This is a genomic window from Promicromonospora sp. NPDC052451, assembly GCF_044547525.1.
Taxonomy (GTDB): Bacteria; Actinomycetota; Actinomycetes; order Actinomycetales; family Cellulomonadaceae; genus Promicromonospora.
In genome coordinates, this window is sequence record NZ_JBIUAP010000019.1 from 1 (window position 1) to 24,575 (window position 24,575).

General features: G+C 73.0%; 25 protein-coding genes. 10 read left to right on the forward strand and 15 right to left on the reverse strand.

Annotation, left to right across the window (positions count from 1 at the left end):
* Positions 1 to 163: 163 nt before the first annotated feature.
* Positions 164 to 2,506, reverse strand: coding sequence for an arylsulfatase (locus ACIG47_RS24310; protein WP_397433644.1), 2,343 nt, complete (start codon positions 2,504 to 2,506; stop codon positions 164 to 166).
* A gap of 121 nt (positions 2,507 to 2,627) precedes the next feature.
* Between ACIG47_RS24310 and ACIG47_RS24315 the strand changes: the two genes are divergently transcribed.
* Together ACIG47_RS24315 and ACIG47_RS24320 are read left to right on the forward strand one after the other, a co-directional pair.
* Positions 2,628 to 4,385, forward strand: a complete 1,758-nt coding sequence (locus ACIG47_RS24315; protein ID WP_397433646.1) for a SulP family inorganic anion transporter — start codon at positions 2,628 to 2,630, stop codon at positions 4,383 to 4,385.
* Positions 4,382 to 5,533, forward strand: coding sequence for an AI-2E family transporter (locus ACIG47_RS24320; protein WP_397433647.1), 1,152 nt, complete (start codon positions 4,382 to 4,384; stop codon positions 5,531 to 5,533). The genes ACIG47_RS24315 and ACIG47_RS24320 overlap by 4 nt, the downstream gene beginning before the upstream one ends.
* Here the strand turns inward: ACIG47_RS24320 and ACIG47_RS24325 are convergent.
* The 11 genes from ACIG47_RS24325 to ACIG47_RS24375 all read right to left on the reverse strand — a co-directional run bounded on the left by ACIG47_RS24325 (position 5,530) and on the right by ACIG47_RS24375 (position 13,823).
* Complete coding sequence (locus ACIG47_RS24325) at positions 5,530 to 6,192, reverse strand: hypothetical protein (protein ID WP_397433648.1); 663 nt, start codon at positions 6,190 to 6,192, stop codon at positions 5,530 to 5,532. The two genes, ACIG47_RS24320 and ACIG47_RS24325, sit on opposite strands and share 4 nt — an antisense overlap.
* A gap of 51 nt (positions 6,193 to 6,243) precedes the next feature.
* Positions 6,244 to 6,660 (reverse strand): hypothetical protein, encoded by a 417-nt coding sequence (locus tag ACIG47_RS24330; RefSeq protein ID WP_397433649.1) that lies wholly within the window; start codon positions 6,658 to 6,660, stop codon positions 6,244 to 6,246.
* A gap of 55 nt (positions 6,661 to 6,715) precedes the next feature.
* On the reverse strand, positions 6,716 to 7,048 hold the full coding sequence (locus ACIG47_RS24335; protein ID WP_397433650.1) for an SHOCT domain-containing protein: 333 nt from the start codon (positions 7,046 to 7,048) through the stop codon (positions 6,716 to 6,718).
* Positions 7,049 to 7,087: 39 nt separating this feature from the next.
* The gene (locus tag ACIG47_RS24340) at positions 7,088 to 7,528 is read right to left on the reverse strand and encodes a DUF6325 family protein (protein ID WP_397433651.1); all 441 of its coding nucleotides are present in this window, start codon (positions 7,526 to 7,528) and stop codon (positions 7,088 to 7,090) included.
* Positions 7,529 to 7,580: 52 nt separating this feature from the next.
* On the reverse strand, positions 7,581 to 8,042 hold the full coding sequence (locus ACIG47_RS24345; protein ID WP_397433652.1) for a DUF6069 family protein: 462 nt from the start codon (positions 8,040 to 8,042) through the stop codon (positions 7,581 to 7,583).
* 69 nt (positions 8,043 to 8,111) lie between these two features.
* Positions 8,112 to 9,074, reverse strand: a complete 963-nt coding sequence (locus tag ACIG47_RS24350) for a haloacid dehalogenase-like hydrolase (RefSeq protein ID WP_397433653.1) — start codon at positions 9,072 to 9,074, stop codon at positions 8,112 to 8,114.
* A gap of 39 nt (positions 9,075 to 9,113) precedes the next feature.
* Positions 9,114 to 10,466, reverse strand: coding sequence for a hypothetical protein (locus ACIG47_RS24355; RefSeq protein WP_397433654.1), 1,353 nt, complete (start codon positions 10,464 to 10,466; stop codon positions 9,114 to 9,116).
* A 111-nt stretch (positions 10,467 to 10,577) separates the two neighbouring features.
* Positions 10,578 to 11,300: a ZIP family metal transporter gene (locus tag ACIG47_RS24360; protein WP_397415572.1), complete on the reverse strand. Its 723-nt coding sequence runs from the start codon at positions 11,298 to 11,300 to the stop codon at positions 10,578 to 10,580.
* A gap of 12 nt (positions 11,301 to 11,312) precedes the next feature.
* Positions 11,313 to 11,687 (reverse strand): SHOCT domain-containing protein, encoded by a 375-nt coding sequence (locus ACIG47_RS24365; protein ID WP_397433655.1) that lies wholly within the window; start codon positions 11,685 to 11,687, stop codon positions 11,313 to 11,315.
* Between the two features lie 163 nt (positions 11,688 to 11,850).
* On the reverse strand, positions 11,851 to 13,131 hold the full coding sequence (locus ACIG47_RS24370; protein ID WP_397433657.1) for an ABC transporter permease: 1,281 nt from the start codon (positions 13,129 to 13,131) through the stop codon (positions 11,851 to 11,853).
* Positions 13,128 to 13,823, reverse strand: a complete 696-nt coding sequence (locus ACIG47_RS24375; RefSeq protein ID WP_397433658.1) for an ABC transporter ATP-binding protein — start codon at positions 13,821 to 13,823, stop codon at positions 13,128 to 13,130. Before ACIG47_RS24375 ends, ACIG47_RS24370 begins: the two co-directional genes overlap by 4 nt.
* 205 nt (positions 13,824 to 14,028) lie before the next feature.
* Here ACIG47_RS24375 and ACIG47_RS24380 point away from each other — a divergent pair, with 205 nt between their 5' ends.
* The 4 genes from ACIG47_RS24380 to ACIG47_RS24395 all read left to right on the forward strand — a co-directional run bounded on the left by ACIG47_RS24380 (position 14,029) and on the right by ACIG47_RS24395 (position 17,089).
* Positions 14,029 to 14,559 (forward strand): toxin-antitoxin system HicB family antitoxin, encoded by a 531-nt coding sequence (locus tag ACIG47_RS24380; RefSeq protein ID WP_397433659.1) that lies wholly within the window; start codon positions 14,029 to 14,031, stop codon positions 14,557 to 14,559.
* Between the two features lie 69 nt (positions 14,560 to 14,628).
* Entirely contained in the window at positions 14,629 to 15,471 is an 843-nt protein-coding gene (locus ACIG47_RS24385) for a DUF4097 family beta strand repeat-containing protein (RefSeq protein WP_397415560.1), read from the forward strand.
* 53 nt (positions 15,472 to 15,524) lie between these two features.
* Complete coding sequence (locus ACIG47_RS24390) at positions 15,525 to 16,331, forward strand: ABC transporter ATP-binding protein (RefSeq protein WP_397433661.1); 807 nt, start codon at positions 15,525 to 15,527, stop codon at positions 16,329 to 16,331.
* The gene (locus ACIG47_RS24395; protein ID WP_397433662.1) at positions 16,328 to 17,089 is read left to right on the forward strand and encodes an ABC transporter permease; all 762 of its coding nucleotides are present in this window, start codon (positions 16,328 to 16,330) and stop codon (positions 17,087 to 17,089) included. The genes ACIG47_RS24390 and ACIG47_RS24395 overlap by 4 nt, the downstream gene beginning before the upstream one ends.
* Before the next feature lie 276 nt (positions 17,090 to 17,365).
* Here the strand turns inward: ACIG47_RS24395 and ACIG47_RS24400 are convergent, their stop codons facing one another.
* Positions 17,366 to 18,073: a GntR family transcriptional regulator gene (locus ACIG47_RS24400; RefSeq protein WP_397433664.1), complete on the reverse strand. Its 708-nt coding sequence runs from the start codon at positions 18,071 to 18,073 to the stop codon at positions 17,366 to 17,368.
* A gap of 143 nt (positions 18,074 to 18,216) precedes the next feature.
* Between ACIG47_RS24400 and ACIG47_RS24405 the strand changes: the two genes are divergently transcribed.
* The 3 genes from ACIG47_RS24405 to ACIG47_RS24415 all read left to right on the forward strand — a co-directional run bounded on the left by ACIG47_RS24405 (position 18,217) and on the right by ACIG47_RS24415 (position 21,204).
* Positions 18,217 to 19,590, forward strand: a complete 1,374-nt coding sequence (locus tag ACIG47_RS24405; protein ID WP_397433665.1) for an MFS transporter — start codon at positions 18,217 to 18,219, stop codon at positions 19,588 to 19,590.
* A complete protein-coding gene (locus ACIG47_RS24410; RefSeq protein WP_397433667.1) occupies positions 19,587 to 20,612 on the forward strand; it encodes an L-idonate 5-dehydrogenase in 1,026 nt (341 codons plus the stop codon). Before ACIG47_RS24405 ends, ACIG47_RS24410 begins: the two co-directional genes overlap by 4 nt.
* Positions 20,613 to 20,691: 79 nt before the next feature.
* Positions 20,692 to 21,204: a DUF664 domain-containing protein gene (locus ACIG47_RS24415; protein ID WP_397433668.1), complete on the forward strand. Its 513-nt coding sequence runs from the start codon at positions 20,692 to 20,694 to the stop codon at positions 21,202 to 21,204.
* Between the two features lie 40 nt (positions 21,205 to 21,244).
* Here ACIG47_RS24415 and ACIG47_RS24420 read toward each other — a convergent pair whose 3' ends face one another.
* Together ACIG47_RS24420 and ACIG47_RS24425 are read right to left on the reverse strand one after the other, a co-directional pair.
* A complete protein-coding gene (locus ACIG47_RS24420; RefSeq protein ID WP_397433669.1) occupies positions 21,245 to 21,757 on the reverse strand; it encodes a MarR family winged helix-turn-helix transcriptional regulator in 513 nt (170 codons plus the stop codon).
* 5 nt (positions 21,758 to 21,762) lie between these two features.
* Entirely contained in the window at positions 21,763 to 22,122 is a 360-nt protein-coding gene (locus tag ACIG47_RS24425) for a nuclear transport factor 2 family protein (protein WP_397433670.1), read from the reverse strand.
* A gap of 156 nt (positions 22,123 to 22,278) precedes the next feature.
* Here ACIG47_RS24425 and ACIG47_RS24430 point away from each other — a divergent pair, with 156 nt between their 5' ends.
* Complete coding sequence (locus ACIG47_RS24430) at positions 22,279 to 24,393, forward strand: zf-HC2 domain-containing protein (RefSeq protein ID WP_397433672.1); 2,115 nt, start codon at positions 22,279 to 22,281, stop codon at positions 24,391 to 24,393.
* Positions 24,394 to 24,575 lie beyond the last annotated feature (182 nt).

Here is a 24,575-nt window from a genome sequence, read left to right on the forward strand (position 1 = left end):
TGTTGCGCTTCGCCCACCCCCCCCCCGTAGGGCCCCCGGGCCCCGGGGGGGGCCCCCCCCCCCCGGGGGGGGGGCCCCCGGGGCCCGGGGGGGCCCCGGGGGGGGGGGCCCGGGGGGGGGGCGGGCCCCCGCGGGGGGGGGGGCCCCCCCCCCCGCCGGTCGGTCAGTCCCGGGCCATCGCGGCCCGCAGGTGGGCCTCGACGTCCACGTAGGCGTCGTCGGCGACGTCGAACACCACCTTGTGGATCGTGCCGCCCGTGAACTCGAAGCTCGACCCGGCGTACAGGCTGGAGACCGCGTCCCCGCTGTCGTAGCCGATGCACAGTCCCTCGCCGCACAGGGAGAAGTGGCCCAGGACGGTCCGGATCTCCTGCTCGGCGACCAGCTCGTCGTCCACCCACAGCCGCAGCGGACCGATCGCCTCGCGGTACTCGCCCGTGCGCTCCTTGGCGAAGTCCACGCCGACGACGTGCCGACCGCTCGTGGGCGCCGGTGCCGAGACGCGGATCTCCGGCGGGATGCCGAGGAAGTTGTACGAGTAGGTCAAGGTGCCGTCCTTGAGGAAGAGCGCGTGACCGCCGAACCGCGAACCGTGGGCAAAGACGACGCCCTCCGCGCCCGGGTCGAGGTCGAGGTCGGCGAGCACCTTGTAGGACACGCCGTGCACGTTGGCGGCCGAGCGCTCGGGAATCTCCGACGTGCCCGGGTAGTAGGTGTACTGGCCGGTGGGCGGTACCGGAACGTGGAACTCCATCTTGATGAAGGTCTCGAAGTCGTCCGGGTTGCCGAGGATCTGCAGGTCGTTGAGGGGCAGCACGTCGTTGGCCCGCGCCTCGCGCATCCAGAGCTCTTTGAGCTCCGCGACCCGGTCCGGGTGCTGCTGCGCGAGGTCGTGCGCCTCCGCGCGGTCCTCGTCGGTGTGGAAGAGCTGCCACCGGTCCTCGTCGAAACCGCTCGCGCCGCTCCCCGGCCCGTGCTCGGTGACCGCCTTCCAGCCCCGGTGCCAGATGCCGCGGCTGCCGAACATCTCGTAGTACTGCGTCTCCTTGCGGGTCGGGGCATCGCCGTCGGCGAAGGAGTACACCATCGAGACGCCCGACAGCGGCGTCTGCTCCACGCCGTCGACGACGTCGGGGAACTCGACCCCGCACGCCTCCAGGATGGTCGGCACCACGTCCGTGCAGTGGTGGTACTGGTGCCGCACCTCGCCTCGGGCCGAGATCCCCGCGGGCCAGTGGATGACCAGCGGGTCGCACACGCCGCCCTGGTACGTGTACCGCTTGAACATGCGGTACGGCGTCGAGAACGCCATGGCCCAGCCCGTCGGGTAGTGGTTGTAGGTGTCGGGGCTGCCCAGCCGGTCCACCATGGCGAGGTTCTGCTGGAGGTCGTCGGGGTAGCCGCCGAAGATCTTGCCCTCGTTGACCGACCCGTCGGGGCTGCCCTCGCCCGAGGCTCCGTTGTCCGCGCAGTAGAGGATCAGCGTGTTCTCGAGCTGTCCGGACTCCTCCAGGTAGTCGACGATGCGGCCCACCTGGGCGTCGGTGTACTCGGAGAAGCCGGCGTACACCTCCGCCATGCGGCAGAACATCGCCTTCTCCTCGTCGTTCAGCTCGGCCCAGGGCCGCACCGTGTCCGTCGGCGTGAACGTGCCGTCCGGCATGGGGTTCATGGGCGTGAGCTCGGTGCCCTCGGGCAGCACGCCCCGCTCGATCATGCGCGGCAGCACCCACTCGCGATAGGCCTCGTACCCGTCGTCGAAGGCACCCTTGTACTTGTCCACGTACTCCTGCGGCGCATGGTGCGGGGCGTGGTTGGCGCCGGGGCAGAACCACAGGTACCAGGGCTTGTCCGGTTCGGTCTGCTTGCTGTCCCGGATCATGCGCAGTGCCTGGTCGGCCAGGTCCTTGGACAGGTGGTAGCCCTCGTCCGGACCGTACGGCTGGCTCACGTAGCGGTTGCCCTCGGCCAGCGACGGGAACCACTGGTTGGTCTCGCCACCGATGAACCCGTAGAACTGGTCGAACCCCTGGCCCAGGGGCCAGCGCTTCTTGGACGCTCCCGCCGTCCACTCGTCGATCGGCACGTTGTGGTTCTTGCCGACCCAGAACGTGCTCCATCCCGCGTCGCGCAGCACGGTCGCGACCGTCGCGTTGGACGGCGGGATGTGCGAGCTGTATCCGGGGAACCCCGTGGAGCTCTCCGAGATGGACGCGAACCCGTTCTGGTGGTGGTTGCGCCCGGTGAGGAACGTCGAGCGCGTGGGCGAGCAGAGCGCCGTCGTGTGCCACTGGGAGTAGGTGAGGCCTCCGGCCGCCAGCCGGTCCATCGTGGGCATCCGGATCCGGCCGCCGTAGGGCGACCAGGCGGCCTGCCCGGTGTCGTCGTACAGCACCACCAGCACGTTCGGGGCTCCCTGTGGCGCCTTGTCAGGGAGGAACGCGTCCCAGTCCCCCTGCGAGTCGCGGACGTCGAGCTCGATCCTGCCCTGGAACTCCCGTGTCATCTCCGTGTCCTCCCGCTCGGCACAGTGCCCCCGCCCCTGGATCCTGTGCGCGGCCGGCGGCGGTCCACCTCACCCGATCCAGGTGAACGGGTCGGACCTCCGCCCGGCTTGGCTGACCGGTGTGGACGCGACCTCGGCACTCCCAGGCTGGCTCGCCCCCTCCCTGCGGGGGTACCGCGGGACCTGGCTGCGGGCGGACGTCGTCGCGGGCCTGGCCGCCGGCGTCGTCGTGGTGCCGCAGGCCATGGCCTACGCGACCATCGCGGGCCTGCCCGTGGCCGTCGGGCTCTACACCTGCATGGTGCCCGTGGTCCTGTACGCGCTGCTCGGCGGCTCGCACACCCTCAGCGTCTCCACGACGTCCACCATCGCCGTGCTGACGGCGTCCACGCTCGCGGCGTCCGGCGGGTCGGCGGGCGGAGCGGCGGACCGGGCGGCCGACGACGTGCTCGGCGCCGCGTTCACCCTGACCGCGCTGGTCGGCGCCTGCCTCCTGGCGATGCGGCTGTTCCGGCTCGGCTCGCTCGTGGAGCAGATCAGCCCGGCCACCCTGACCGGGGTCAAGACGGGCGTGGGACTGACGGTCGCCGTGGCGCAGCTACCGACGCTCCTGGGTCTGGCCACACCGGCGGACGACCCGGGGTTCCTCGGCGCACTGGGCGACGTGGTGTCCGCACTGTCCACGACGCACGTGCTCACCGCCGTGGTGTCGGCCGCCGCCGTGGGCACCCTGCTGGTGCTGCGGCGGGTGGCGCCGCGGGTCCCGGGCGCGCTGGTGGTCGTGGCGGCCTCGATCCTGCTGGTGGCACTGACCGACGTCGAGGACCGCGGGCTGGCGCTCATCGAGCCGGTGCCCGCCGGGCTGCCGGGCGTGAGCCTGCCCGTGTGGGACGAGGTCGTGCGCCTGCTGCCCGGCGCGCTGGCCATCGCCGTCATGGCGTTCCTCGAGACGGTCCTGGTGGCACGCGCACAACGGCAACGGTCCGAGCCGGCGATCGACAGCGACCGGGAGCTGCTCGCCGTCGGTGTCGCGGCCCTCGGCGGTGGCCTCAGCCAGTGCCTGCCCCCGGCGGGCGGCTTCTCCCAGAGCGCGGTCAACCTGGGTGCAGGCGCCCGCACCCAGGTGTCGGGGATCACGACGGCGGCGCTGGCCGTGCTCGTCGCGCTCTTCCTCGCCCCCGTGCTGAGCGACCTGCCGGCGGCGACGCTCGCCGCCCTGGTGCTGGTCGCGGTCGTGGGTCTCGTGTCGCCGGCCGAGTTCGTGCGGCTGTACCGCATCGACCGGACCGAGCTCTGGGTCGCGGCGATCACCACGGCGATCGGGCTCACGGCGGGCCTCCTGCCCGCCGTGGGCGCGGGCGTGGTGCTCACGCTGTTCCTGGTGCTGCGTGCCGTGAGCCGCAGCGCCGTCCGCCCGCTCCACCCCGCACCCGACGGCGGCTGGACCACCAACCCCCCGCCCGACGGCGAGGCCGCGCCACCCAGGCTGATGCTGCTGCACCTCGACCGCACGATCTACACGGGCAACGCCCGCCCCACGCAGGACGCCGTGCTGGCCGCGGCCCTCGCCGCCGACCCGCCGCCGCGCGCGGTGGTGCTGGAGGGCACGGCCGTCGAGCGGGCGACGGTACCGCTGCTGGACGCCGTCGAGGGGCTGGACGCAGACCTCGCCCGGGAGGGGATCAGGCTCCTGCTGGCGGCCTTCCCGGCGCGGGTGCGCCGCAGGGCGACGGTGTCGGCGTGGTGGGCGGCGGCGGAGCGGGACGGCCGGGTCCTGCCCACCGTGGGAGCCGCCGTGGCGGCGGCCGCCCCGGAACGGGCCGCGGAGCAGGCCACGGAAGAAACCACAGGCGAGGCCACGGGAGAGGCTCCGGCATGACCGGGCCGGCGGAGCGCTCCGCGCCTCGGGGCGAGGCCACGTCCCGGCGTCCGCCCCGGTGGCTGCCGCGGGCACTGCTCATGACGGTGCTCGCCGTCTACCTCGCGGCGTTCGGCTGGTACGCGCTGGGCGCTCTGCGCGGCCTCGCGATCAACGTGCTCATCGCCTTCTTCCTGGCGCTCGCGCTCGAGCCCCCGGTCCTGTGGTGCGTGCGGCACGGCTGGCGGCGCGGTGCGGCAGCGGCGACCGCGCTCGGCGGCTCGCTCGTGGCCGTCGCCGTGGTGCTGGCACTGTTCGGCAACCTGTTCGTACAGCAGCTCCTCCAGCTCCTGGACGTGGTGCCCGAGGTCTACACGGCGGTCCAGGACCTCGCCGCAGAGCGGTTCGGCGTCGCCCTCCCCGACTCGGGCGATCTCGTCCGTGACGTGCTGACCACCTTCGGCGACGACGTCGCCTCCGGTGCACTGCTGTTCGGCACCACGGTGATCGGGGCCCTCTTCGCGATGCTCACGGTGCTCCTGGTGACCTACTACCTGCTCGCGGCCGGCCCGAGGTTCCGGGCGGCCGTCTGCCGGTGGCTGACACCCGCACGGCAGCAGGAGGTGCTGACGCTCTGGGAGATCACGCAGGTCAAGGTCTCCGACTTCATCAGCTCGCGCATCGTGCTCGCGGCGCTGTCGAGCGCCTTCACGGTCGTCTTCCTGCTGATCCTGCGCACCCCGTACGCGCTGCCGCTGGCACTCTTCGTCGGCGTGGTGTCACAGTTCGTGCCGACCATCGGCACCTACCTGGGCGGGGCGCTGCCCGTGGCAGTCGCCCTGACGGCGCAGGGCCTGCCCCAGGCGCTGGCCGTGCTGGCCTTCGTGATCGGCTACCAGCAGCTCGAGAACCTCTACTTCTCGCCCAAGGTCTCGGCCCGGGCGCTGGAGATGAATCCCGCCGTGAGCTTCCTCGTGGTGCTCGCCTTCGGCGCGCTGTTCGGGGCCCTGGGCGCCTTCCTCGCGCTGCCGGTCGCCGCCACGATCCAGGCGACCGCGAACACCTACCTGCGACGCCACGCGCTCATCGAGTCCCACCTGCTGCGGGACCCGACCAGGTGGCAGCGCGTCGGCGACGACGAGGCGGCCGGCCCCGGACCACGCCCCTAGACGATCTTGGGAAATGCGGCCAGGAAGCCGATCCCGACCAGCAGCAGGACCCCCGCCCCCGCGAGCACCGCCCACGACCTGCGCTCGGAGTCGAACTTTCCCGCGAGCGCCCCGAAGAACAGCACGAGCGCGAACAGGACCGTGAGCAGGGTGTAGTTGTCGCCGCGGCGGTTCTCCGCGAGCGCGTCCGCGAAGTACCGGTCCGCGCGGTCGTCAGCCTCCTGCGCCTCGACCTCGCCGGGCGGCACGTAGCTGTCCAGCATGAACGGGCTGCGCGGCGCGCCGGGGTCCTGGAGCGGGCGCGCTGCCAGCCACTCGTCGAACGCCGGTGTGAAGTGGTCGGTGAACCGTTCGCGCGCGAACTGCGCCAGGGTCCCGTCCCCGTCCGCCGTCGCCTGGAGCCAGATGCCGAACACCTGCAGGTCCACCGCACGCGCCGCTTCCGCCGTGGTGGCCTCGCGGGCCGCCTCGATGCGCTGGGTGGAGGCGCGGGAGAACGCGATCGACATCTCGCCGCTCCACTTGCTGGACTCGAACCCGCTCCACGCGGTCAGCACAGCCGTGACCGCCAGCAGCACGACGGCCACGGTCTCCAGGGGCCAACGCCGTCCGGGGCGGCGCCCCTGGTCCGGCTCCGTCTCGACGGTCTCCTCCGGCATGCCCACCACCGCTCCCCGCGTCGTCGTCGGCCTCCCCGTACGGTGCCGCTGTCAGCACCCCAGCTCGTCCACCATGGCCTCGCGGGCCTCCTGGACGTTCTCCGCCTCGTCCTTCAGGGACTGTGCCGCGTCCTGGAGGGTCTCGTCGCCGTCCACGTCCTCGACCGCCTGCTGCATGCCGTCCCATGCCTCGTCGAGTGCCTGACCGCGGTCCTGGGCCACCTGGTCCGCCGCGTCGTCGAGGTCCTGCCAGGCGGCGCGGACCTCGTCGCGCGCGGTCATCACCTCGTCGACCGTGGCATCAGGGGTAGCAGTCGTGGCGAAGTCGTCCAGTGCCGTGCCGAGCTGCTCGGCGGCGGCACAGGCCTGCTCGGTGTTCTCCTCGGGTGTCTCGCTGGAGCAGGCCGCCGTGGCCAGGATCATCAGCCCGGTCGCGACGCCCGCCGCCCGTCTCGTGGTGCTGCGCATGTCGATGCCCTTCTGTCGTCGGTACGGATCTGTCGTGGGTAGGGCGGGCGGGCGCTCAGCCCAGCAGCTTCGCCTTGGCCGCCGCGAACTCGGCGTCCGTGAGGACGCCCTGGCCGTGCAGCGTGCCCAGCTGCGCGAGCTGGGCCAGCAGCTCGTTGTTCCCCGCGCCGCCGGACGCTGCCGCAGGCGGTGCCGCCTGGGGCTGCGCGACGGGCTGCGCCGGGGGCGGGGCCGCCTCGTACCGCTGGGCCTCGTACTGCTGCTGCGCGCGGTTCGCCTGGCGGCGGCTGATCGCACCAGCCGTCGCCTGGGCGGTGCCCGCGATGACGGCGGTGCGTGCTGCCGTGCCCAGGAGTCCGGGCCTGCCGAAACGTCTCAGGGGTGCCATGTCGGTGCTCCGTTCACTGATGGGGTTCACTGATGGGATTCAGGCGGGAGATCCGGCCGCGGTCTCGGCCTGAGCCGCGACCTCGTTGACCGTCGTGGCGGGTACCCGCTCGTGCAGGATCACCTCGGCGTCCGCGTCCACGGCCGCCTGCACGAGGGCTCGTGACCAGGTGTGCTCGATCGCCAGGACGAGCACGGACGTTCCCGGGTCGACCGCCGCGGCGATCTCCCGCAGGTCCTCGTCGCCCGTCAGCCCGGCGGCGGGGAGCTCCACGGTGACCAGGTCGATCTCGTCGCCCAGCTCGTGCGCCTCCAGGAGCGCGATCTCGCCGTCCTCGCCGCGGCGCACGACGGCGAGGTCCAGCAGGGTGACGGCGCCGCCCGCGGCGACGTCGAGGACGGCCCGGGTGACCGAGGGCGGGATGCGCGGGGTGTCGAAGGCGAGCGCGACGAGCTCGACGGGACCGAACGAGGGTTGCATGATGACCTCCAGGGACTGTTCGCGACAGGAGTTGCGGGACCGGGCGGGGGGACTACCCGGCACGTGCCACGGCGGTGCGAGCGATGCCCGAGACCAGACCGAGGATCGCGAACCCGATGACCACGTTGATGAGCGCGCTCGCCAGCTTGCTGCCCAGCGGGGCGTCGGTGACGAACGGCGCCACCCCGGCGACCACGGTCGCCAGGCCCACGATCCAGCCGAAGAACGACAGCGCCCGCGGCGTGCTCAGGAGCAGCAGGTGCACGAGCGCGACGGCCAGCAGAGCGGCGACCGCGGCAGCCACCATGAACCGGACCGTCGACACGTCACCCCACACGCCCTCCCCCTGGGGCGCCAGGAGCGGGATGTCGAACACCCCCCGGAAGACGAGCACGCCCACCAGTGCGATCAGGGCCACGACCAGCGCCGTCGCGCCCCCTCCCGACCAGAGCGTGCGGGCGTCCACGGCGCGGGCGCGCGGTGCGGGATCCCGCGGTTGTCGTGGGACGGCCACCGTCTCACCTGACCTCTCGTCTCGCTCGTGCCGACCCTGCGACCCTGCGCGGGCGGTGCGGCAGGCGGCTCACCCGTTGCGGGTGAACCCGGCCGGTTCGCCGTCCGTGAGGCCCCCGGCGAACACCGTGGCCCAGTCCCGCCGCATGCTGACCACGGTCCAGCCGAGCCGCCGCGCCGTGTCCGTGATCGGCTCGTCCGCCGCGAACGTCTGCGCCTGACCGGCGTAGGCGAACTCCCGGTCGGCGTCGTCGTGGTCCACCAGCAGCGAGAGGTGCGGTCCGTCGGCAGCGCAAGCCCACTCGAGCAGCTCGGTGTCACCCGCGGAGTTGCCGGCGGCGAGCGCCGGCGGGCGCCCGAGCTGGGTCTGGATGTTGGTCACCTTGGCGGCGCCCTCGTTGACGTCGCCCAGCACCCGCCCGGTGCGCCGCAGGACCGGGCGGCCGGCGTCGTCCCGGTCGAGGACGTACGCGATCATGGTCCCGACCACACGCTCGGGCGGCACGTCGTACAGCTCCTGGCTGACCGAGCGGACGAACTCGGTACCACCGCCGGTCACGACGCCCACGGTGAAGTCCAGCGCCCGCAAGGCGCCGAGCAGCTCGAGCATCGGCCGGTACCGCGTCGCGGCGAGGGGCCGGCCCAGGGTCGGGTGGGCGGCCGAGCGCAGGAACGTGCGGGTCTCCCGGGTGAAGGCCGCGGGGTCGAGCCCCCGGAAGAGCCCGGCCAGGGCCAGCGCGATCCGCTCCAGCCCGATCTCCCCCACCGCCGCCGAGTCCCCCGCGAGCACGGCACGGAACTCGGCCTCGTGCGCGAGCGCCGGGTCGTCCCGCACCCGCCGCCGCAGCGCGTCGAGGTAGAACTCGTACTGCACGTAGGTGGGCCGCTCGCACCACAGGGTGCCGTCGTTGTCGAAGTACGCCACCCGGTCCTCGGGCGGGATCTCCGGCACCGCGCCGAGGAACCCGAGCAGGGCGTCACGAGTAGGTCCGGCGCGCCAGGACGGCAGCGGGTCGCCGGTCAGGTCGGTCACGTGGGCTCCTCGGGTCGTTCGGGCGGACGGCACGCGCGCTCAGGTCCGGTCTCCCCCGGCGGCCGCCACGGGGCGGGACAGGAGCTCGAGGAGCAGCACCAGCACCAGGACGCCCACGGCCACGCCTGCCACGAGACCTGGCGTCGGGCTCGGCGCGAGCAGCAGCACGACGGCGGCCAGCGCGACGACGGCCACCCGGACCACGGCGCGGTAGCGGGCGAGCCAGGTGCCCACCGGCCCGGTGGTCGCTCCCCTGCCCTCGGCCCAGCCTCGCGCCCCGCCCAGGCCCTTGCCGACGGCGGCCCGCAGGCTCCGCGCCGACGCGCTGGACCCGCCCAGGTAGGCCGCCACCGCCACCACGAGACCGAGCACCCCCACGGTGCGGAGCGTCACGCGCAGGAACGACACCACCTGGTCGAACACGACCTGCGCGGCGTCGAGGCGCAGCACCAGGCCGCTGAGCGCATCGAGGTACAGCCCGCGGGCGACCGCGAGCGCGAGGGCCAGCACGAGCATCGCGGCGACCAGCGCGAGACCCGCCACGACCAGGGTCCGCAGGCGGTGCACCGCCGCGACCACGCCCGCGCCCAGCAGGACCAGCACCACCCACGGCAGCCACTGCCCCAGCGCGACCACCTGCGCGTACCGGTTGCGCACCTCGACGAGCTGGGACGACTCCAGGACGACGAACGACGCGCTGACGGTGGGCAGGTTGGCCACCAGCGTGAACCCCCGGTCCACCAGCCGGTCCTTGAGCAGGTCGATCACCCCGGCGAGCTGGATGGTGAGCTGGCCGTCCTCGCCGACCTGGACCACGTCGCCGCCTTCGCCCCGCATGACGTCCACGAGCTGCTGGTGGGCGACCCGGTTGGCCTGGGTCCAGGCGTCCCGGAACTGGTCGCTCGCGACCACGCGGTCCGCGGCGTCACGGACGAACGACTCGACCCCGCCCGTCAGCGGCGCTTCCAGCATCGGCAGGGCGCCCGCCACCCGCGGCGCGAGCCCCTGCTCGTCCAGCCCCTCGGCGACCCCGTCGAGCAGCGCGCCGACGTCGATCTGCTCCATCAGCGCCGACGTCATCCGGGCCGACACGGCGGACCGGACCGCCGGGTCCTCGGCCAGGGGCGCCACCGTGGCGACGTACCGGTCGGTGTCGGTCAGGGTGCGTTCCGCCCACGCCGCGACCACGCCGACGGGGGCCAGCAGCGCGCCGAGCACGATCAGAACCACGGCGGCCGTGCTACGCCCCCGGTGGCGTACGGGCCGCGGGGCGCCGGCCGTCCGCCCGGCCGCGGCCAGGGCATCGAGGCGGCCGCGCAGCTCCGCGTTCTCGCGCTCCAGCGCGGCGAGGCGCGCGCCGTCCTCCCGTGCTGCGGCCGCGTCGTCGTTCATCCGCCCCTCCGTGCCCGGGGCGTGCTCCGCACGCGAGGTCGCGCGCCGCCCCCACCCATGCTGGGCGGACCCGCAGGCCAGAGCCTCCCCCGGAACGGGTGAGCCGCGCCGTCAGACGGCCGACAGCATCAGCGAGACGGCGAACCCGATCGCCACCAGGGAACCGGTGGCCACGCCCTCCACGCGGTAGGACTCCGGCAGCAGCGTGTTGGACACCATCGCGAGCAGCGCACCGGCCGCGAAACCCTGGGCGAGCGCCCCGGTGCGGCCGCTGGCCGGGTCGAGCAGCAGGTACCCGAGAGCCGCGCTCACCCCGGCCACGAGCACCACGACGGACCACATCCACAGCACCCGCGACCGCGTCCACCCGGCCGTGCGCAGCCCGCTGGAGGACGACAGCCCCTCCGGGAAATTGCTGAGGATCACGCCCGCCAGCAGCGCCACGCTGACGTTCCCCTCCAGCACGGTCAGGCCGAGCACGAAGGACTCCGGGATGCCGTCGAGCACCGACCCGAACACGATCGCGAGCGGGGCCCCGTCGGCCTGGGCCCCGCCCGCGTCCTTGCGTGCCGCCGCGCCGCGCCGGCCCAGCCACCAGTCACCGGCGGTGAAGGTGGCCGCGCCCAGCAGGGTGAGCAGCCCGACCTGGCCGACCGACGCCGTCTCGACGGCCTCGTCCACCAGCTCGAAGGCGACCGACCCGATGAGCAGGCCGGCACCGAGCGCCATCACCACCGCGATGAACCGGCGGCTCGGCCGCCCCGCGTACGCCACGAGCGCCCCCGCGACCAGGGCGGCCGCCCCGAGCGCACCCCACCCGAAGGCTGCCAGCACGCGCCGGGCCCGTCAGGCCAGCGCCTTGGCCTTGAGCCGCTCGAACTCCGTGGGCGTGATGGTGCCGGAGTCCAGCAGGTTCTTGGCGCTCGCGATCTGGTCGGCGGGCGCCACCGCGGCCACGTCGCGGATGTAGCTCTCGGTGTCCTGGCGTGCCTGGGTGACCACGGCGGCCTGCCGCTGTGCCATGCCCCGGCCGCGCGCGATCAGGTAGACCAGTGCGGTCAGGACGGGCAGGAAGATCAGGAAGATGATCCACACCGCCTTCCACCACCCGGAGAGCTCCTTGTCCCGGAACAGGTCGGCGACCACCTGGAACAGCACCATCAGGTAGGCCACGAAGAAGAAGCTGTAGACCATCAGCCAGAAGAAGTCCCAGAAGTCCATGACCGTCTCCGCTCTCGACGTTCCTCCATGGGGGTCTTTCCCCGGCACGAGCCGAGAGCTCCACGGTAGGCGCGACGTCCTGCCACCGCCTCGTGGGAAACGGGTGAACGCCCCGCTCTCCTTGCCCGCTCCCCGTACTTCCCGGTACTTCCCGGTACTTCCCCTACTCGTACCGCAGCGACGAGATCGGGTCCTGCCGGGCCGCCCGCAGCGCCGGCAGGGTGCCGGCGAGGAACGCGATGGCCATGACGCCCAGCACCACGGCCGCCACGGTGACCGGGTCGAAGGCGACGAGCGTCAGCCCCGGCAGGTTCGCCAGGAGGTCGCCCGAGACGCTGCCCACGAGCTGCCCGACGCCGATCGCGGCCAGCACCCCCAGCGCGCTGCCGACCAGGCCGATCACCACCGCCTCGATGCTGAACAGGGAGAAGACGCGTGGGCTGGACAGTCCCATGGCCTTCATGAGGCCCACCTCGCGGGTGCGTTCCTGGACCGCCATGAAGAGCGTGTTGACGATCCCGATGCCCGCCGCGATCAGCGCGATCACCGCGAACCCGTTCAGCACCAGCACGATCGCGTCGATGACCGATGTCAGCGTGCCGAGCTGGTCCTCCAGGGTGCTGGCGGTGTACCCGGCGTCGGCCAGGCGGTCCACGAGCGCCTGCTGGGCCTCCGGTCCGGCGTCGGCGTCGAAGGTCACCGAGGCCTGCGCGTAACGGGAGGCCTGTGCCGCGGGCACCCCGGTGGTCTGCAGGTCGTAGAGCTCCTGCGTGAGCACGTCGTTCGGGATGGCGCCGCCCATGCTGATCACGCCGGGCTCGGCCACCCCGACCACTGTCGCCTCGGTCGTCACCTGCTTCCCGGTGCCGTCGGTGACCGCGAGGGTGACGGTCTGTCCCACGGCGTCGGACGCCGTCCCGAGGCCCAGGGGCTCCACGTGATCCTCCGGGAGCACCAGCTCGGGGTCGGGGGCGTCGAGGTCGACCTGCCGGCCGGAGGCGAGCTCCACCTTCATCCCGGGCACGAACTGGGAGACGGCGAGCTGGTACCGGTCGCCGTCGTCGTGCTGGACGTAGTCGGTGGTGACCGCCTTGACCGGCTCGACGCCCAGCACTCCGTCGATCCCGGCGAGGGTGTCGATGTCGTCGTCGGTCAGGGCCGTCGTCGTGGTGCCGGGCGGGCCGTCGGCGGCGATCTGGTCGGGGTCGTACTCGGCGGGGCCCTCGGTGGGCACCGAGTCGTCGGTCTTGGTCACGGTGAGCACGTCCTCGACACCGACGGACGCCACCGTGTCGTCGATGTACCGGTTGATGCCCGTGCCCAGGCCGTTGGTCAGGGACAGCGTGAAGGCCCCGATGAAGATGGCCAGGACGGTCAGGCTGGTGCGCAGTCGCGACCGGAAGGCGTTGCGGAACGCGGTGGCGACGACGTCGACGGTCCTCATGCCGCCACCTCCTCGTGCGCGGCGACCAGTCCGTCGCGCATCTGGATGCTGCGGTCGCACCGGGCGGCCAGGTCGTCGTCGTGCGTGACGACCACCAGGCTGATCCCGTGGCTGCGGTTGAGGCCGAACAGGATGTCCTCCACGACGCCGCCGGTGGTGGTGTCCAGGTTGCCGGTCGGCTCGTCGGCGAAGATCACGCGCGGCCGGTTGATCAGCGCGCGGGCGATGACCACGCGCTGCTTCTGCCCGCCGGACAGGTCGTTGGCCCTGTTGCCGGCCTTGTCGTCCAGCTCGAGCTGCGCCAGGGCCGCCAGCCCGCGGGCGTGCCGCTCACGGCGGGGCACCCCGGCGATCTTCAGCGGCAGGGTCACGTTGTCCAGCACGCTGGCCTGGGCGTTGAGGAAGAACTGCTGGAACACGAACCCGAACGTGCGGTTGCGGGTCTGGTTGAGCTGCTTGGCCGAGAGGCGGGAGGTGTCTGTCCCGTCCAGCGTGATGGTGCCCGAGGTGGGCCGGTCCAGCAGGGCGAGCAGGTGCATCAGGGTCGACTTGCCCGAGCCGCTCTTGCCGGTGATCGCCACGGACTCACCCTCGGCGATGTCCAGGTCCAGGCCCTTGAGCGCCTCGAACGCGCTCGGCCCGGACCCGTAGGTCTTGTGCAGGTTGCTCACGGAGAGCAGTGGGGATGCCACGTCACGGCCTCTCTCTGGTGCTGGTTCGTCGGACGAGTCCCACCCTGCGCGTGCGCGCGCCCACGCGGATCAGCCTGGCGATGACTCTCGTGTACCCCGCTGGTAGCACTCCCCGCCGCCCGCCTACCTGGGACGACACCACGCGACACCACTGATGACGTCATACCTCTTGCGCTGACACCACGAGTGGTGTCATAGTGGCGTCATGGACCTGACGAGATATGTCGACGAGCTGCAGCGCCAGCTCTCCGCCGCGGCCGCCGCGGGCGGGGACGAGGCCCGGGAGCTCGCCGGCCGCCTGACCGCCCCGCTCGACGCCGCCGCCCGGCTCGTCCTGCTGGAGGCGCTCTCCGCGGCGGCGGGCGAGATCTCGGCGGAGCTCGCCCCCGGCTCGGTCGACGTGCGGCTGCGCGGCGGCGACCCGGAGTTCGTGGTCGCCGTCCCGGAGACCGCCGCACCGGCCGCCGTCCCGGCCACCGCGCCTGCGGCGCCGGCACCTGCGGTCTCGCCGGCGGCGGTCGAGACCGAGGCGGGTGCCACCACCCGCACCACGCTGCGCCTGCCCGACCACCTCAAGACCCGCGCCGAGCTCGCCGCCGCGCGCGAGGGCGTCTCGGTCAACACGTGGCTCGTCCGGGCGGTCGCCGCCGCCCTGGAGCAGCCCACCGGCCGCCCGGAGCAGCAGGGCCCGCCCGGCAAGCCCGGCAGCACCCGCCTCACCGGCTGGGTGCGCTGACACCAACCCGCCCGCCGTGACACCACGGCGACACCACATCACCCCACAGCCTCACCACCTGGAGTCGTCATGCCCACCTTCCCCGCGCCCACGCCCGTCCCGGTCGTCATCGACGTCCCCTTCGGCAACCTGCGCGTCACCGCGAGCGACCGGGACGACGTCGTCGTCACCGTGCTGCCCGCCGACCCCGCCAAGTCCGGGTCGGTGCGCGCCGCCGAGGAGACCCGGGTCACCCGGGACGGCGACGCCGTCTCGATCGTCTACCCCAACTCCTGGAAGCAGTACGTGCTGCCGTTCTCCGCCGGCGGGGCGATCGTCACGATCGAGGTGCCCACCGGGTCCGACCTGCGCGGCAAGGCGGGGTCGCTGTACGCGGAGGGCCGCCTCGGCGCCGTCGACCTCACCCTGAACGGTGGCGACGCCCGGGTCGACGAGGCCGACCGCCTCGACCTCAACGTCTCGGCCGGGTCCGTCGTCGCCCGCCGCGCCACCGGGCCCACCCACGTCAAGGCGGGCGCCGGCGGCGTGCGGATCACCGAGTTCTCCGGCGAGGGCACCGTCCGCGCCAGCAACGGCGCCACGATCGTGGGCTCGATGACCGGCACGCTCGAGGTCATCGGAGCACACGCCGAGATCGTCGTGGACCGCGTGCACGGCACGCTCGCGGTGCGGTCGGCGCACGCCGGCATCCGCGTCGAGCGCGTCGACTCGGGCAGCGTCACCGCCACGACGTCGTACGGGTCCATCGAGATCAACGTGCCCGAGGGCACCGCCGCCTGGCTCGACGTGAGCTCGGAGCACGGCAGCGTCCGCAACGACCTCACGCCCACCGAGGGCCCCGTCGAGAACGAGGCTACCGCCGAGATCCACGCCAGCACCGGGTGGGGCGACATCATCGTCCGCCGCCCGTGACCGTTTCCCCGCACCACTCCTCCCCAGGATCAGCCCCAGAGAATGGAAGTGACATGAGCCAGCCCACCGAACAGGGACGCGACATCGCGATCCGGGTACGGAACATCGAGAAGTCCTACAAGGACCTGCACGTGCTGAGGGGTGTCGACCTCGAGGTCGCCCGCGGCAGCATCTTCGCCCTCCTCGGCTCCAACGGCGCCGGCAAGACCACCATGGTGCGGATCCTGTCGACGCTGCTCACCGCCGACGCCGGCACGGCGAGCGTCAACGGGTTCGACGTCGCCACCCAGGCCGACGATGTGCGGGAGTCGATCAGCCTCACCGGCCAGTTCGCGGCCGTCGACGAGATCCTCACCGGCCGGGAGAACCTGGTGCTGGTGGCCCGGCTGCGACACCTGGCGAACCCGGGCCAGGTGGCCGACGACCTCCTGGCCCGGTTCTCCCTGACCGAGGCCGGCGGCCGCAAGGCCGGCACCTACTCCGGTGGCATGCGGCGTCGCCTGGACATCGCGATGAGCCTGATCGGCGACCCGCCGATCATCTTCCTCGACGAGCCCACCACGGGCCTGGACCCCCAGGCGCGCATCGAGGTGTGGCAGACGGTGAAGGCCCTCGCCGAGAACGGCACCACCGTGCTGCTCACCACCCAGTACCTGGACGAGGCCGAGCAGCTCGCCGACCGCATCGCGATCCTCCACGAGGGCCGCATCATCGTCGACGGCACGCTGGCCGAGCTCAAGGCCCTCCTCCCGCCCGCCAAGGTCGAGTACGTCGAGAAGCAGCCGTCCCTGGAGGACGTCTTCCTCTCGCTCGTCGGCGGCAACGGCACCACTCCTGCGACCACGAAGGAAGAGCGATGAGCAAGAACTTCTTCGGCGACACCGCCGTGCTGACGGGCCGGTCCCTGACCCACATCAGCCGCAGCCCCGACACCATCATCACCACCGCGGTCACCCCGATCGCCCTCATGCTGCTGTTCGTGTACGTCTTCGGCGGCGCGATCCAGACCGGCACCGAGAACTACGTCAACTACCTGCTGCCCGGCATCCTGCTGATCACCGTGGCCTCGGGCATCGCCTACACGGCCTACCGGCTGTTCCTCGACATGCAGGGCGGCATCCTCGAGCGGTTCCAGTCCATGCCCATCGCCCGCTCGTCGGTGCTCTGGGCACACGTGCTGACCTCGCTGGTCGCCAACCTGATCTCGGTGGCGGTGGTCGTGCTGGTGGCCCTGGCCATGGGCTTCCGCTCGGGGGCCGGCGTGCTGGCCTGGCTCGGCGTGGCCGGCATCATCACTCTGTTCACGCTGGCCCTGACCTGGCTCGCCGTGATCGCGGGCCTGTCCGCCAAGACCGTGGACGGCGCGAGCGCGTTCTCCTACCCGCTCATCTTCCTGCCGTTCATCAGCTCGGCGTTCGTGCCCACCGACACCATGCCGGGCCCGGTGGGCTGGTTCGCCGAGAACCAGCCCGTGACCTCGATCGTCGACGCGATCCGCAACCTCCTGGCCGAGCAGCCGGTCGGCACGGACATCTGGGTCGCGCTGGCCTGGTGCGTCGGCATCCTGGTGGTGGCGTTCGCGTTCGCGACGTCGGCCTACCGCCGCCGCATCAGCTGAGGACGGGGCGGGGCCGGTCCGATCCAGCCTGGTCCGGTCCCGGCTCGTCCCCGCCCGAAGGTGCGCTTCTACCCAGTCATTGGGCCCAGAATCCCGTCTGATTCTGGGCCCAATGACTGGGTAGAAGCGCACTTTGCGTGCGCGGGCCTGGCAGTTGGACGACGGCGCACCGTGGCACTGCTTCGTGCACACTCGCGAGTCGCGCTCCCCCGGACCGGACCGCACCGCCCGGCCCGCACCGCCCGGCCCGCGCTCCCCCGGGCCCAACCCCCGCGGCTACTCCCAGACGGCGACGCTGCGTCGCACCGGCACCGACCCGTCGTCCGCGGCAAACAGCTCCGGCGAGCGCTGCCGGGTCTTCTCGATGTCGTCGAACACAGCGCGCAGGTGCCCGCGCAGGCAGTCGCGTGCGCTGGAGATGTCTCCCGCGACCACGGCGTCGAGGATGGCATGGTGCTCGTCGACGAACCGGCCCACGCCGTCGGACTCGTGCAGGCCCAGGCGCCGCGCCCGGTCGAGGTGCCCCTTGGCCGCCACGACCGTGGACCACGCGCGGCCGTGCCCGCTGAGCCGCAGCAGCCCGTGGTGGAACGCCTCGTCGAGCTCGAAGAAGCGCTCGATGCCGAGTCCGGGCTCCCGCTGCTGCTCCAGGTTGGCTCGCAGCTCGGCCAGGAGGTCCGGGGCGAGCACGTCTGGGATGTCGTCGAACGCGGCGAGCTCGACCGCCTCGCGCAGGAACTGTGCGTCCGCGACCCGCTCGGCGTCGACCCGGGAGACGAACGACCCGACCTTGGGGAACACCCGGACCAGCCCCTCCTCGCCGAGGAGGATCAGGCTCTCGCGCACCGGTGTGCGGCTCACGCCGAGCGACGCCGCCAGCTCGTTCTCCGAGAGCGAGGCGCCCGGCGGCAGCTCGAGGGTGAGCACCTTGCGGCGCAGCGTCTCGTACACGACGCTCCGGTTGGATCGCGAGCCTTGCCCCATGCCAGGGAGTCTAGACGAGGCACCGGGCAGGCACGGCAGTTGACACCAACTTGTCGACACTGCTTCCATACAAGTCCTGCCACACATAGGTCGTGGGCATGTCCCGACAACGACGTCAGTCACGAAGTCAAGGAGCACCTCCCATGGCGGACACCGCTATGACCCCACCGGGGAACGTGGTCACCCGGTCGACCAAGGACCTCACCAAGGCAGCCGTCTCCGGCTGGCTCGGCACCGCCATGGAGTTCATGGACTTCCAGCTCTACTCGCTGGCGGCGGCGATCGTGTTCAACCAGATCTTCTTCCCCGGGGTCAGCCCCGCCATCGCGCTCATCGCGGCGATGGCGACCTACGGCGTCGGCTACGTGGCCCGCCTCGCGGGCGCGATCTACTTCGGCCGCATGGGCGACCGGATCGGCCGGCGCAAGGTGCTGTTCCTGACCATCGCCCTCATGGGCGTGTCGACGACGCTGATCGGCGTGCTGCCGACGTACCAGATGATCGGCATCACCGCGCCGATCCTCCTGGTGGTGCTGCGCCTGGTGCAGGGCTTCGGCGCCGGCGCGGAGATCGCCGGGGCCACCGTGATGCTCGCCGAGTACGCGCCGGTCAAGCGGCGCGGCCTGGTGGCGTCGCTGGTCTCGCTCGGCACCAACTCCGGCACGCTGGCGGCCTCGGCCCTGTGGGCGCTGCTGCTGGTGGTGCTCAGCGAGGAGCAGCTCCTGTCCTGGGGCTGGCGCGTGCCGTTCCTGCTCAGCTTCGTGCTCATGATCCTCGCGGTCTGGATCCGCCGGAACGTCAAGGAGAGCCCCGTGTTCGAGGCGCGGGCCGACGTGGTCGACGGCGTCGCCCTGAGCCGCTCGGAGGTCAAGGAGGCGCCCGCCGCGCCCGTGCTGGAGGCGGCGCTGGCGCAGCGCAAGGGCAAGGCGTTCTTCCTCGCGCTGGCCCTGCGGTTCGGCCAGGCCGGCAACTCCGGCCTGATCCAGACGTTCCTGGTGGGCTACATCGCCACCAACCTGGCCATGGACCGCGCCCTGCCCACCGAGGCCATCATGTGGGGCTCGATCGCCGGCTTCGCCACGGTGCCCCTGGTGGGCATGCTCGGCGACCGCTTCGGACGGCGCGCGATGTACACCACGCTGTCGCTGCTCACCATCGCGTTCGCGTTCCCGATGATGCTGCTGGTCACCAGCGGCAGCACCGCCGCGCTGCTGCTCGGCATGATCGCGGGGCTCAACATCGGCGTGCTGGGCCTGTTCGCCCTGGAGAGCGTGACCATGGCCGAGCTGTTCGGCGCCCGCACCCGGTTCACGCAGCTCGCCCTGACCAAGGAGATCGGCGGCATCCTCGCCACCGCGATCGGCCCGGTCGTCGCCGCCTCGCTCACCGCGGCCACCGGCAGCTGGTGGCCCATCGCCGCGATGCTCGTCGTCTACTCGGTCATCACCCTGGTCGCCGCGCGCCTCGCGCCCGAGACCCGGGGTCGCGACCTGGTCCAGCTGGAGGACGCCGTATGAGGGCCGTCGTCGTGCACGGAGCCGGGGACCTGCGGGTCGAGGAGCGCCCCGACCCCGTGGCCGGACCCGGCGAGGTGCTCGTCGCGATGGAGTGGGGCGGTGTCTGCGGGTCGGACGTGGCCTACTGGCGCAACGGGTCCTCGGGCACGGCCGTGCTGCGCGACCCGCTCGTCCTCGGTCACGAGGTGGCCGGCCGCGTGGCCGCCCTCGGTCCGGGCGTCAGCGGCTGGGCGCCGGGCACCCCGGTGACCGTGCACCCCGCGACGGCGACGGCGGAGTCCGTGCTGCCCGACCGCCTGGCCGGGCGCACCAACCTGCACTCGCACGTGCGGTACTTCGGCTCGGCGGCCTTCCACCCGCACACCGACGGCGGGTTCAGCGAGCTGCGGGCCGTCCCCGCCGCCCAGCTGAGGCGCCTGCCCGACGGCGTGAGCACCGAGCAGGGGGCGCTGGCCGAGCCGCTGGCCGTGGCGATGCACGCGGTGCGCCGCGCCGGCGTCGTCCGCGGGCGGGACGTCGTGGTCAACGGGGCGGGACCGATCGGCTGCCTCGTCGTGGCCGCCGCGAAGCATGCCGGAGCCGCGACGGTCACCGCCGCCGACGTGTCCGGCACGTCCCTGGCCGTGGCCAAGGAGCTCGGCGCCGACCGCACCCTGAACGTCGCCGCCGGCGACACGCTGCCGCAGGACAGCGAGCTCGTGTTCGAGGCCTCCGGCGCACCCGCCGCGCTGGGCGGCGTGCTGCGCGCCACGGCCCGCGGCGGCACGCTCGTCCAGGTCGGCAACCTGCCCGGCGCCGCGGCTCCCGCCGCGCTCGGCGACCTCGTGACCCGCGAGATCACCTGGGTCGGGGCCTACCGGTTCGTCGAGGAGATCAGCGACGCGCTCGACGCGCTGCGTGACGGGCTCGACGTCTCGGGCGTCGTCACGCACCGGTTCGGCATCGAGGACGCCGGCGCCGCGCTGGCGGCCGCCGCCGGGCCGGAGAGCAGCAAGGTGCTGATCCGCCTGGCGCAGGGCTGACCAGTCGTCGCGTGCGGTGCTGCCGCATCTGCTGTGGCATCGTGGCACCGCACGCGACGTCGAGGTCCGAGGGGGAACGATGCGAGGTACTCAGCTGCTGGTCGACGCGTTCGGCAGGATCCGGGAGACGGTGCACGCCGCGGTCCGGGGCCTCGACCCGGACGAGCTGGCCTTCCGGCCCGACGAGGGCTCCAACTCGGTCGCCTGGCTCGTCTGGCACCTGACCCGGGTCCAGGACGACCACGTCGCCGACGCGGCCGGCACCAGCCAGATCTGGTCCGACGACGGCTGGGACCGCCGGTTCGGCCTGCCGTTCCCGGCCGAGGAGACGGGCTACCGGCACGACGCCGACGAGGTGGCCGCCGTCCGCGTCTCGTCCGGCGACCTGCTCACCGGGTACCACGACGCCGTGCACGACCAGACGGTGCGCTACCTGGAGCGGCTGTCCGACGACGACCTGGACCGCGTGGTCGACACCCGGTGGGACCCGCCGGTGACGCTCGGCGTCCGGCTGGTCAGCGTCGTCAACGACGACATGCAGCACGCCGGGCAGGCGGCGTACGTGCGCGGGCTCGTGCTGCGCCGTCGCTGAACCCGCTCCCCCGGCGACGGCCGGCCGGCCACGCCGTCGTTCAGGGGTGGTCCGCGGGGCGCGGGAGCGTGCCGTGCTCGACCAGGCGGTCGTAGATGTCCTCGAACGCGCTCGCCAGCTGCCGGGTCTGCGCCCCCGACAGCGCGTCGAGGAAGACGGTGCGCACGAAGTCGGTGTGCGCCGGCGAGGCACGTCGGAGCAGGGCGCGCCCCTCGTCGGTGAGGGTCACGTCCGTCGCCCTGCGGTCCCGTGCGCTCGGCGTGACCTCCACCAGGGCGCGGCGGGCCATGCGCAGCACCTGGTGGGACACCCGGCTCCGTTCGGCGCCGATGCGCGTGGCCAGGTCGGAGACGGTCATGCTGCCGTCCTGGTCGCTGGTGAGCGCGACCAGGACGTCGTAGTCCGCCAGGGAGACCCCGGCGTCGGCCTGGAGCTGGTGGTTCATCTCGTACCGCAGGCGCAGGTGCACCTTCATGTAGGCGTACCAGGCACGCACCTGGTCGTCGTCGAGGAAGGCGAAGGGCGACTCGGGAGGGACGTCGTACCGGCCCATGCGGTTCAGCGGAACAGGACGGTGTAGACCTTCGCCAGGAGCCCGTCGCGGACGAAGCCCATGTCCGTGCCGCGGACCGCCGGCGGCGAGCCCTCGGGCCCGAGCGCCCACGCGAGGTAGCCCATGTCCTGCACCTGGTAGAAGTCCCCGTCCGGCCGGAACACGAAGCCCGGTGCCCCGTCCAGGATCTCCCGCACCTTGGCGTCCAGCGCCTCGTGCCCCTCGACCTGGCCCTCCGCATCGGCGAAGACCACGTCCTTCGTGTACGTCCGGCGGATCGCCTCCGCCCGGCGGGTGGCGTCCCGCTCCCCGAAGACCTCCAGCAGGTTGGCGCGCATCAGCTTCTCGAGCCCCGGCTCCGACATGGCACCCCTCCAGATTTACGTGAAGTTTCACTCAAAGTAGGTGCCCGCACGCCGCTCGTCAAGCCGATCGTGCGTTGACGCACATTCTGCGGTTCGTCGCGCGGCCCGTGCCCGACCTCGGTGGAATGGTCCCCGAACGGGAGGGGATCAGCCGGTATGACTGCCGCACGCGCGCTGCAGATCGACGACTGGGTCGTGCATCGGCCCAATGTCGTGCGTTCGGTCATGGCCCGGGTGCCCGGCATCGACGCCGAGGAGGCCACCAGCCGCGCCCTGGAGAAGATGATCCGCATCGTCTCCACCGGCGGCACCATCACCGACCCCGCGCCCTACTGGCGCCGTGCGGCCATGAACGAGGCCATCTCGATGACGCGGGAGGCCGGACGCACCACCCTCGTCGAGGACGACACGCTCGACGGCCTGACCCCACCCGCCGAGGGCGCGGAGCTCGACGCCGAACGCCAGGCGGACGTCTCGATGCTCCGCACGGCCCTGGCCGACCTGGCCGACGACGACCGCCAGATCCTGCTCGAACGACACGTGCACGACAAGGCCGTGAGCGACATCGCCACCGGCCTGGGCGTGCGCCCGCACGCGGTGACCATGCGGCTGCGGCGCGCCGAGGAACGCCTCGCCGGGGCGTTCGCCGCCGCCCACGCCCGCACCGTGAACGAGCCCGAGTGCCGCGCCACCCGCGCCGCCATGCACGACTACCTGAAGGACCGGCTGCTCCCCCGGCGCCGCGCCCGGGTGGAGACCCACATGGACGGCTGCGCCGACTGCACGCGTGCCTTCCTGGACGTGCGGGAGGTGTCCTGGATGCTGCGCGACCTGGGGCAGCACGTCGTGGCCGGGGCGCTGGCGACCGGGGCGCTCGGTGCGGCGGTCGGCGCCGGGGTGGCCGGCGCCGCGGGCGGCAGCGCGGCCGGAGGCGGGGCCGCCGGTGCCGGGGCACCGCGCTCGTTCGGCAAGAAGGAGGCCGCAGTCGCCGCGGGGGTGGTCGCCGCTCTGGCGGTCGGGGCAGGTGCGGCGGCGCTCGTGGCGAACCAGCCGGACGACCCGCCCGCGGCGGAGTCCGTCGAGGCTCCTGGTGGGGGTGCGGGTGAGGGTGCGGGTTCGGATGGCGGCTCGGGCGGGGGTGCGGGTGCTCCGGGCGGGGGTGCGGGTGCTCCGGGCGGCGGAGGGGCGGGCGGCAGCGATGAGAACGCACCGGGCGACGACACCGCGGTTGACGCCGGCGAGGCCGCGGGGTCCGGAGGGTCTGGCGACGGAACGGTGGGCGAGGACGGGGGCGCGGCGGGCGGGGGTGCGGGCGAGGACGACCCTGGCAGCGGAGACGGGGGGACGGACGGCGGAGCCGGCACAGCTGATGGCGGAGCTGGCACAGCTGACGGCGGAGCCGGCACAGCCGACGGCGGAGCAGGCACAGCCGACGGCGAGACGGGTGCCGGTGACGCCGACGGTGCAGCAGGTCCCGGCACGGACGCTGCACCGGGCAGCGGTGCGCCGGAGGGATCGGGCGACGGCGAGACGGGAACCGGAACCGATCCGACCGGGGACGGCCGCGACTCCGGCGACGGTCCGGACGCTCCCGGCGAGAACGACCCTGACGCTGCGGGTGCGGACGCCGGCACCACCGACGAACCCGAGTCCCCCACCGACAACGGTGCCCAGTCCAACAATGGGACCGAGTCCAACAACGGTGCCCAGTCCGGCACGGGAAGCGGCGGAACAGGAACCGACAACCCGGAGGGCGCCCCTGGCGGCTCCGGCACCACCCCGGCCGACGGCTCCGACGGCGGCAGCCCTGACCTCGGGGCAACCGTTTCGGACTGGCTCGCCCGGCTCGGCCTGGGCGACGGCTCGTCCGGTGGCACCGGTGACGGCTCGTCCGATGGCACCGACGATGCGAACACGGCATCCGACAGCCGCACCGGCAGCGACACCGCGGACGACAACGGCGACCAAAGCGCCTCCGGCAGCGACTCCGCGGACAGCGAAGACTCCGCGAACGGCAGCGACTCGGCGGACGGCGACAGTTCCGCAGGCATCTCCGGGGCCGACCCCACGACCGGCAACCGCGACCAGACCAGCGCCGACCCCACCACCAACGGCGACGGCCCCGCGTCCGCCGAGGGCACCACCCCCGGCATCGGCGCGGAGCTGAGGAGCTGGTTCGCCCGGCTCGGCGTCGCGGGCGTGCCTGCGTTCCTGCTGATCGTCTTCATTCTCTGGCTCTGGGAGCGCTGGACCCGCTCGGAGACCAAGTAGCGGGGCACCACGTCCTCCCCACTTCGGTCTCTAGCCGCCCCTCCGGCAACGCGTTCGGGGGGGGGGGGGGGGGGGGGGGGGGGGGGGGGGGGGGGGGGGGCGGCCCCCCCCCCCCCCCCACCCCCCCCCCCCGGGGGGGGGGCGCCCCCCCGCCCCCCCCCCCCCCCCCCCCCCCCCCCACG

Bases quoted from the DNA above. Each gene is read 5' to 3' on its own strand.
- ACIG47_RS24310 (WP_397433644.1), bottom strand. From the start codon at position 2,506: ATGACACGGGAGTTCCAGGGCAGGATCGAGCTCGACGTCCGCGACTCG.
- ACIG47_RS24340 (WP_397433651.1), bottom strand. From the start codon at position 7,528: ATGCAACCCTCGTTCGGTCCCGTCGAGCTCGTCGCGCTCGCCTTCGAC.
- ACIG47_RS24370 (WP_397433657.1), bottom strand. From the start codon at position 13,131: ATGAGGACCGTCGACGTCGTCGCCACCGCGTTCCGCAACGCCTTCCGG.
- ACIG47_RS24380 (WP_397433659.1), top strand. From the start codon at position 14,029: ATGGACCTGACGAGATATGTCGACGAGCTGCAGCGCCAGCTCTCCGCC.
- ACIG47_RS24405 (WP_397433665.1), top strand. From the start codon at position 18,217: ATGGCGGACACCGCTATGACCCCACCGGGGAACGTGGTCACCCGGTCG.
- ACIG47_RS24385 (WP_397415560.1), top strand. From the start codon at position 14,629: ATGCCCACCTTCCCCGCGCCCACGCCCGTCCCGGTCGTCATCGACGTC.
- ACIG47_RS24400 (WP_397433664.1), bottom strand. From the start codon at position 18,073: ATGGGGCAAGGCTCGCGATCCAACCGGAGCGTCGTGTACGAGACGCTG.
- ACIG47_RS24355 (WP_397433654.1), bottom strand. From the start codon at position 10,466: ATGAACGACGACGCGGCCGCAGCACGGGAGGACGGCGCGCGCCTCGCC.
- ACIG47_RS24395 (WP_397433662.1), top strand. From the start codon at position 16,328: ATGAGCAAGAACTTCTTCGGCGACACCGCCGTGCTGACGGGCCGGTCC.
- ACIG47_RS24430 (WP_397433672.1), top strand. From the start codon at position 22,279: ATGACTGCCGCACGCGCGCTGCAGATCGACGACTGGGTCGTGCATCGG.
- ACIG47_RS24330 (WP_397433649.1), bottom strand. From the start codon at position 6,660: ATGCGCAGCACCACGAGACGGGCGGCGGGCGTCGCGACCGGGCTGATG.
- ACIG47_RS24420 (WP_397433669.1), bottom strand. From the start codon at position 21,757: ATGGGCCGGTACGACGTCCCTCCCGAGTCGCCCTTCGCCTTCCTCGAC.
- ACIG47_RS24335 (WP_397433650.1), bottom strand. From the start codon at position 7,048: ATGGCACCCCTGAGACGTTTCGGCAGGCCCGGACTCCTGGGCACGGCA.
- ACIG47_RS24410 (WP_397433667.1), top strand. From the start codon at position 19,587: ATGAGGGCCGTCGTCGTGCACGGAGCCGGGGACCTGCGGGTCGAGGAG.
- ACIG47_RS24320 (WP_397433647.1), top strand. From the start codon at position 4,382: ATGACCGGGCCGGCGGAGCGCTCCGCGCCTCGGGGCGAGGCCACGTCC.
- ACIG47_RS24365 (WP_397433655.1), bottom strand. From the start codon at position 11,687: ATGGACTTCTGGGACTTCTTCTGGCTGATGGTCTACAGCTTCTTCTTC.
- ACIG47_RS24425 (WP_397433670.1), bottom strand. From the start codon at position 22,122: ATGTCGGAGCCGGGGCTCGAGAAGCTGATGCGCGCCAACCTGCTGGAG.
- ACIG47_RS24325 (WP_397433648.1), bottom strand. From the start codon at position 6,192: ATGCCGGAGGAGACCGTCGAGACGGAGCCGGACCAGGGGCGCCGCCCC.
- ACIG47_RS24415 (WP_397433668.1), top strand. From the start codon at position 20,692: ATGCGAGGTACTCAGCTGCTGGTCGACGCGTTCGGCAGGATCCGGGAG.
- ACIG47_RS24390 (WP_397433661.1), top strand. From the start codon at position 15,525: ATGAGCCAGCCCACCGAACAGGGACGCGACATCGCGATCCGGGTACGG.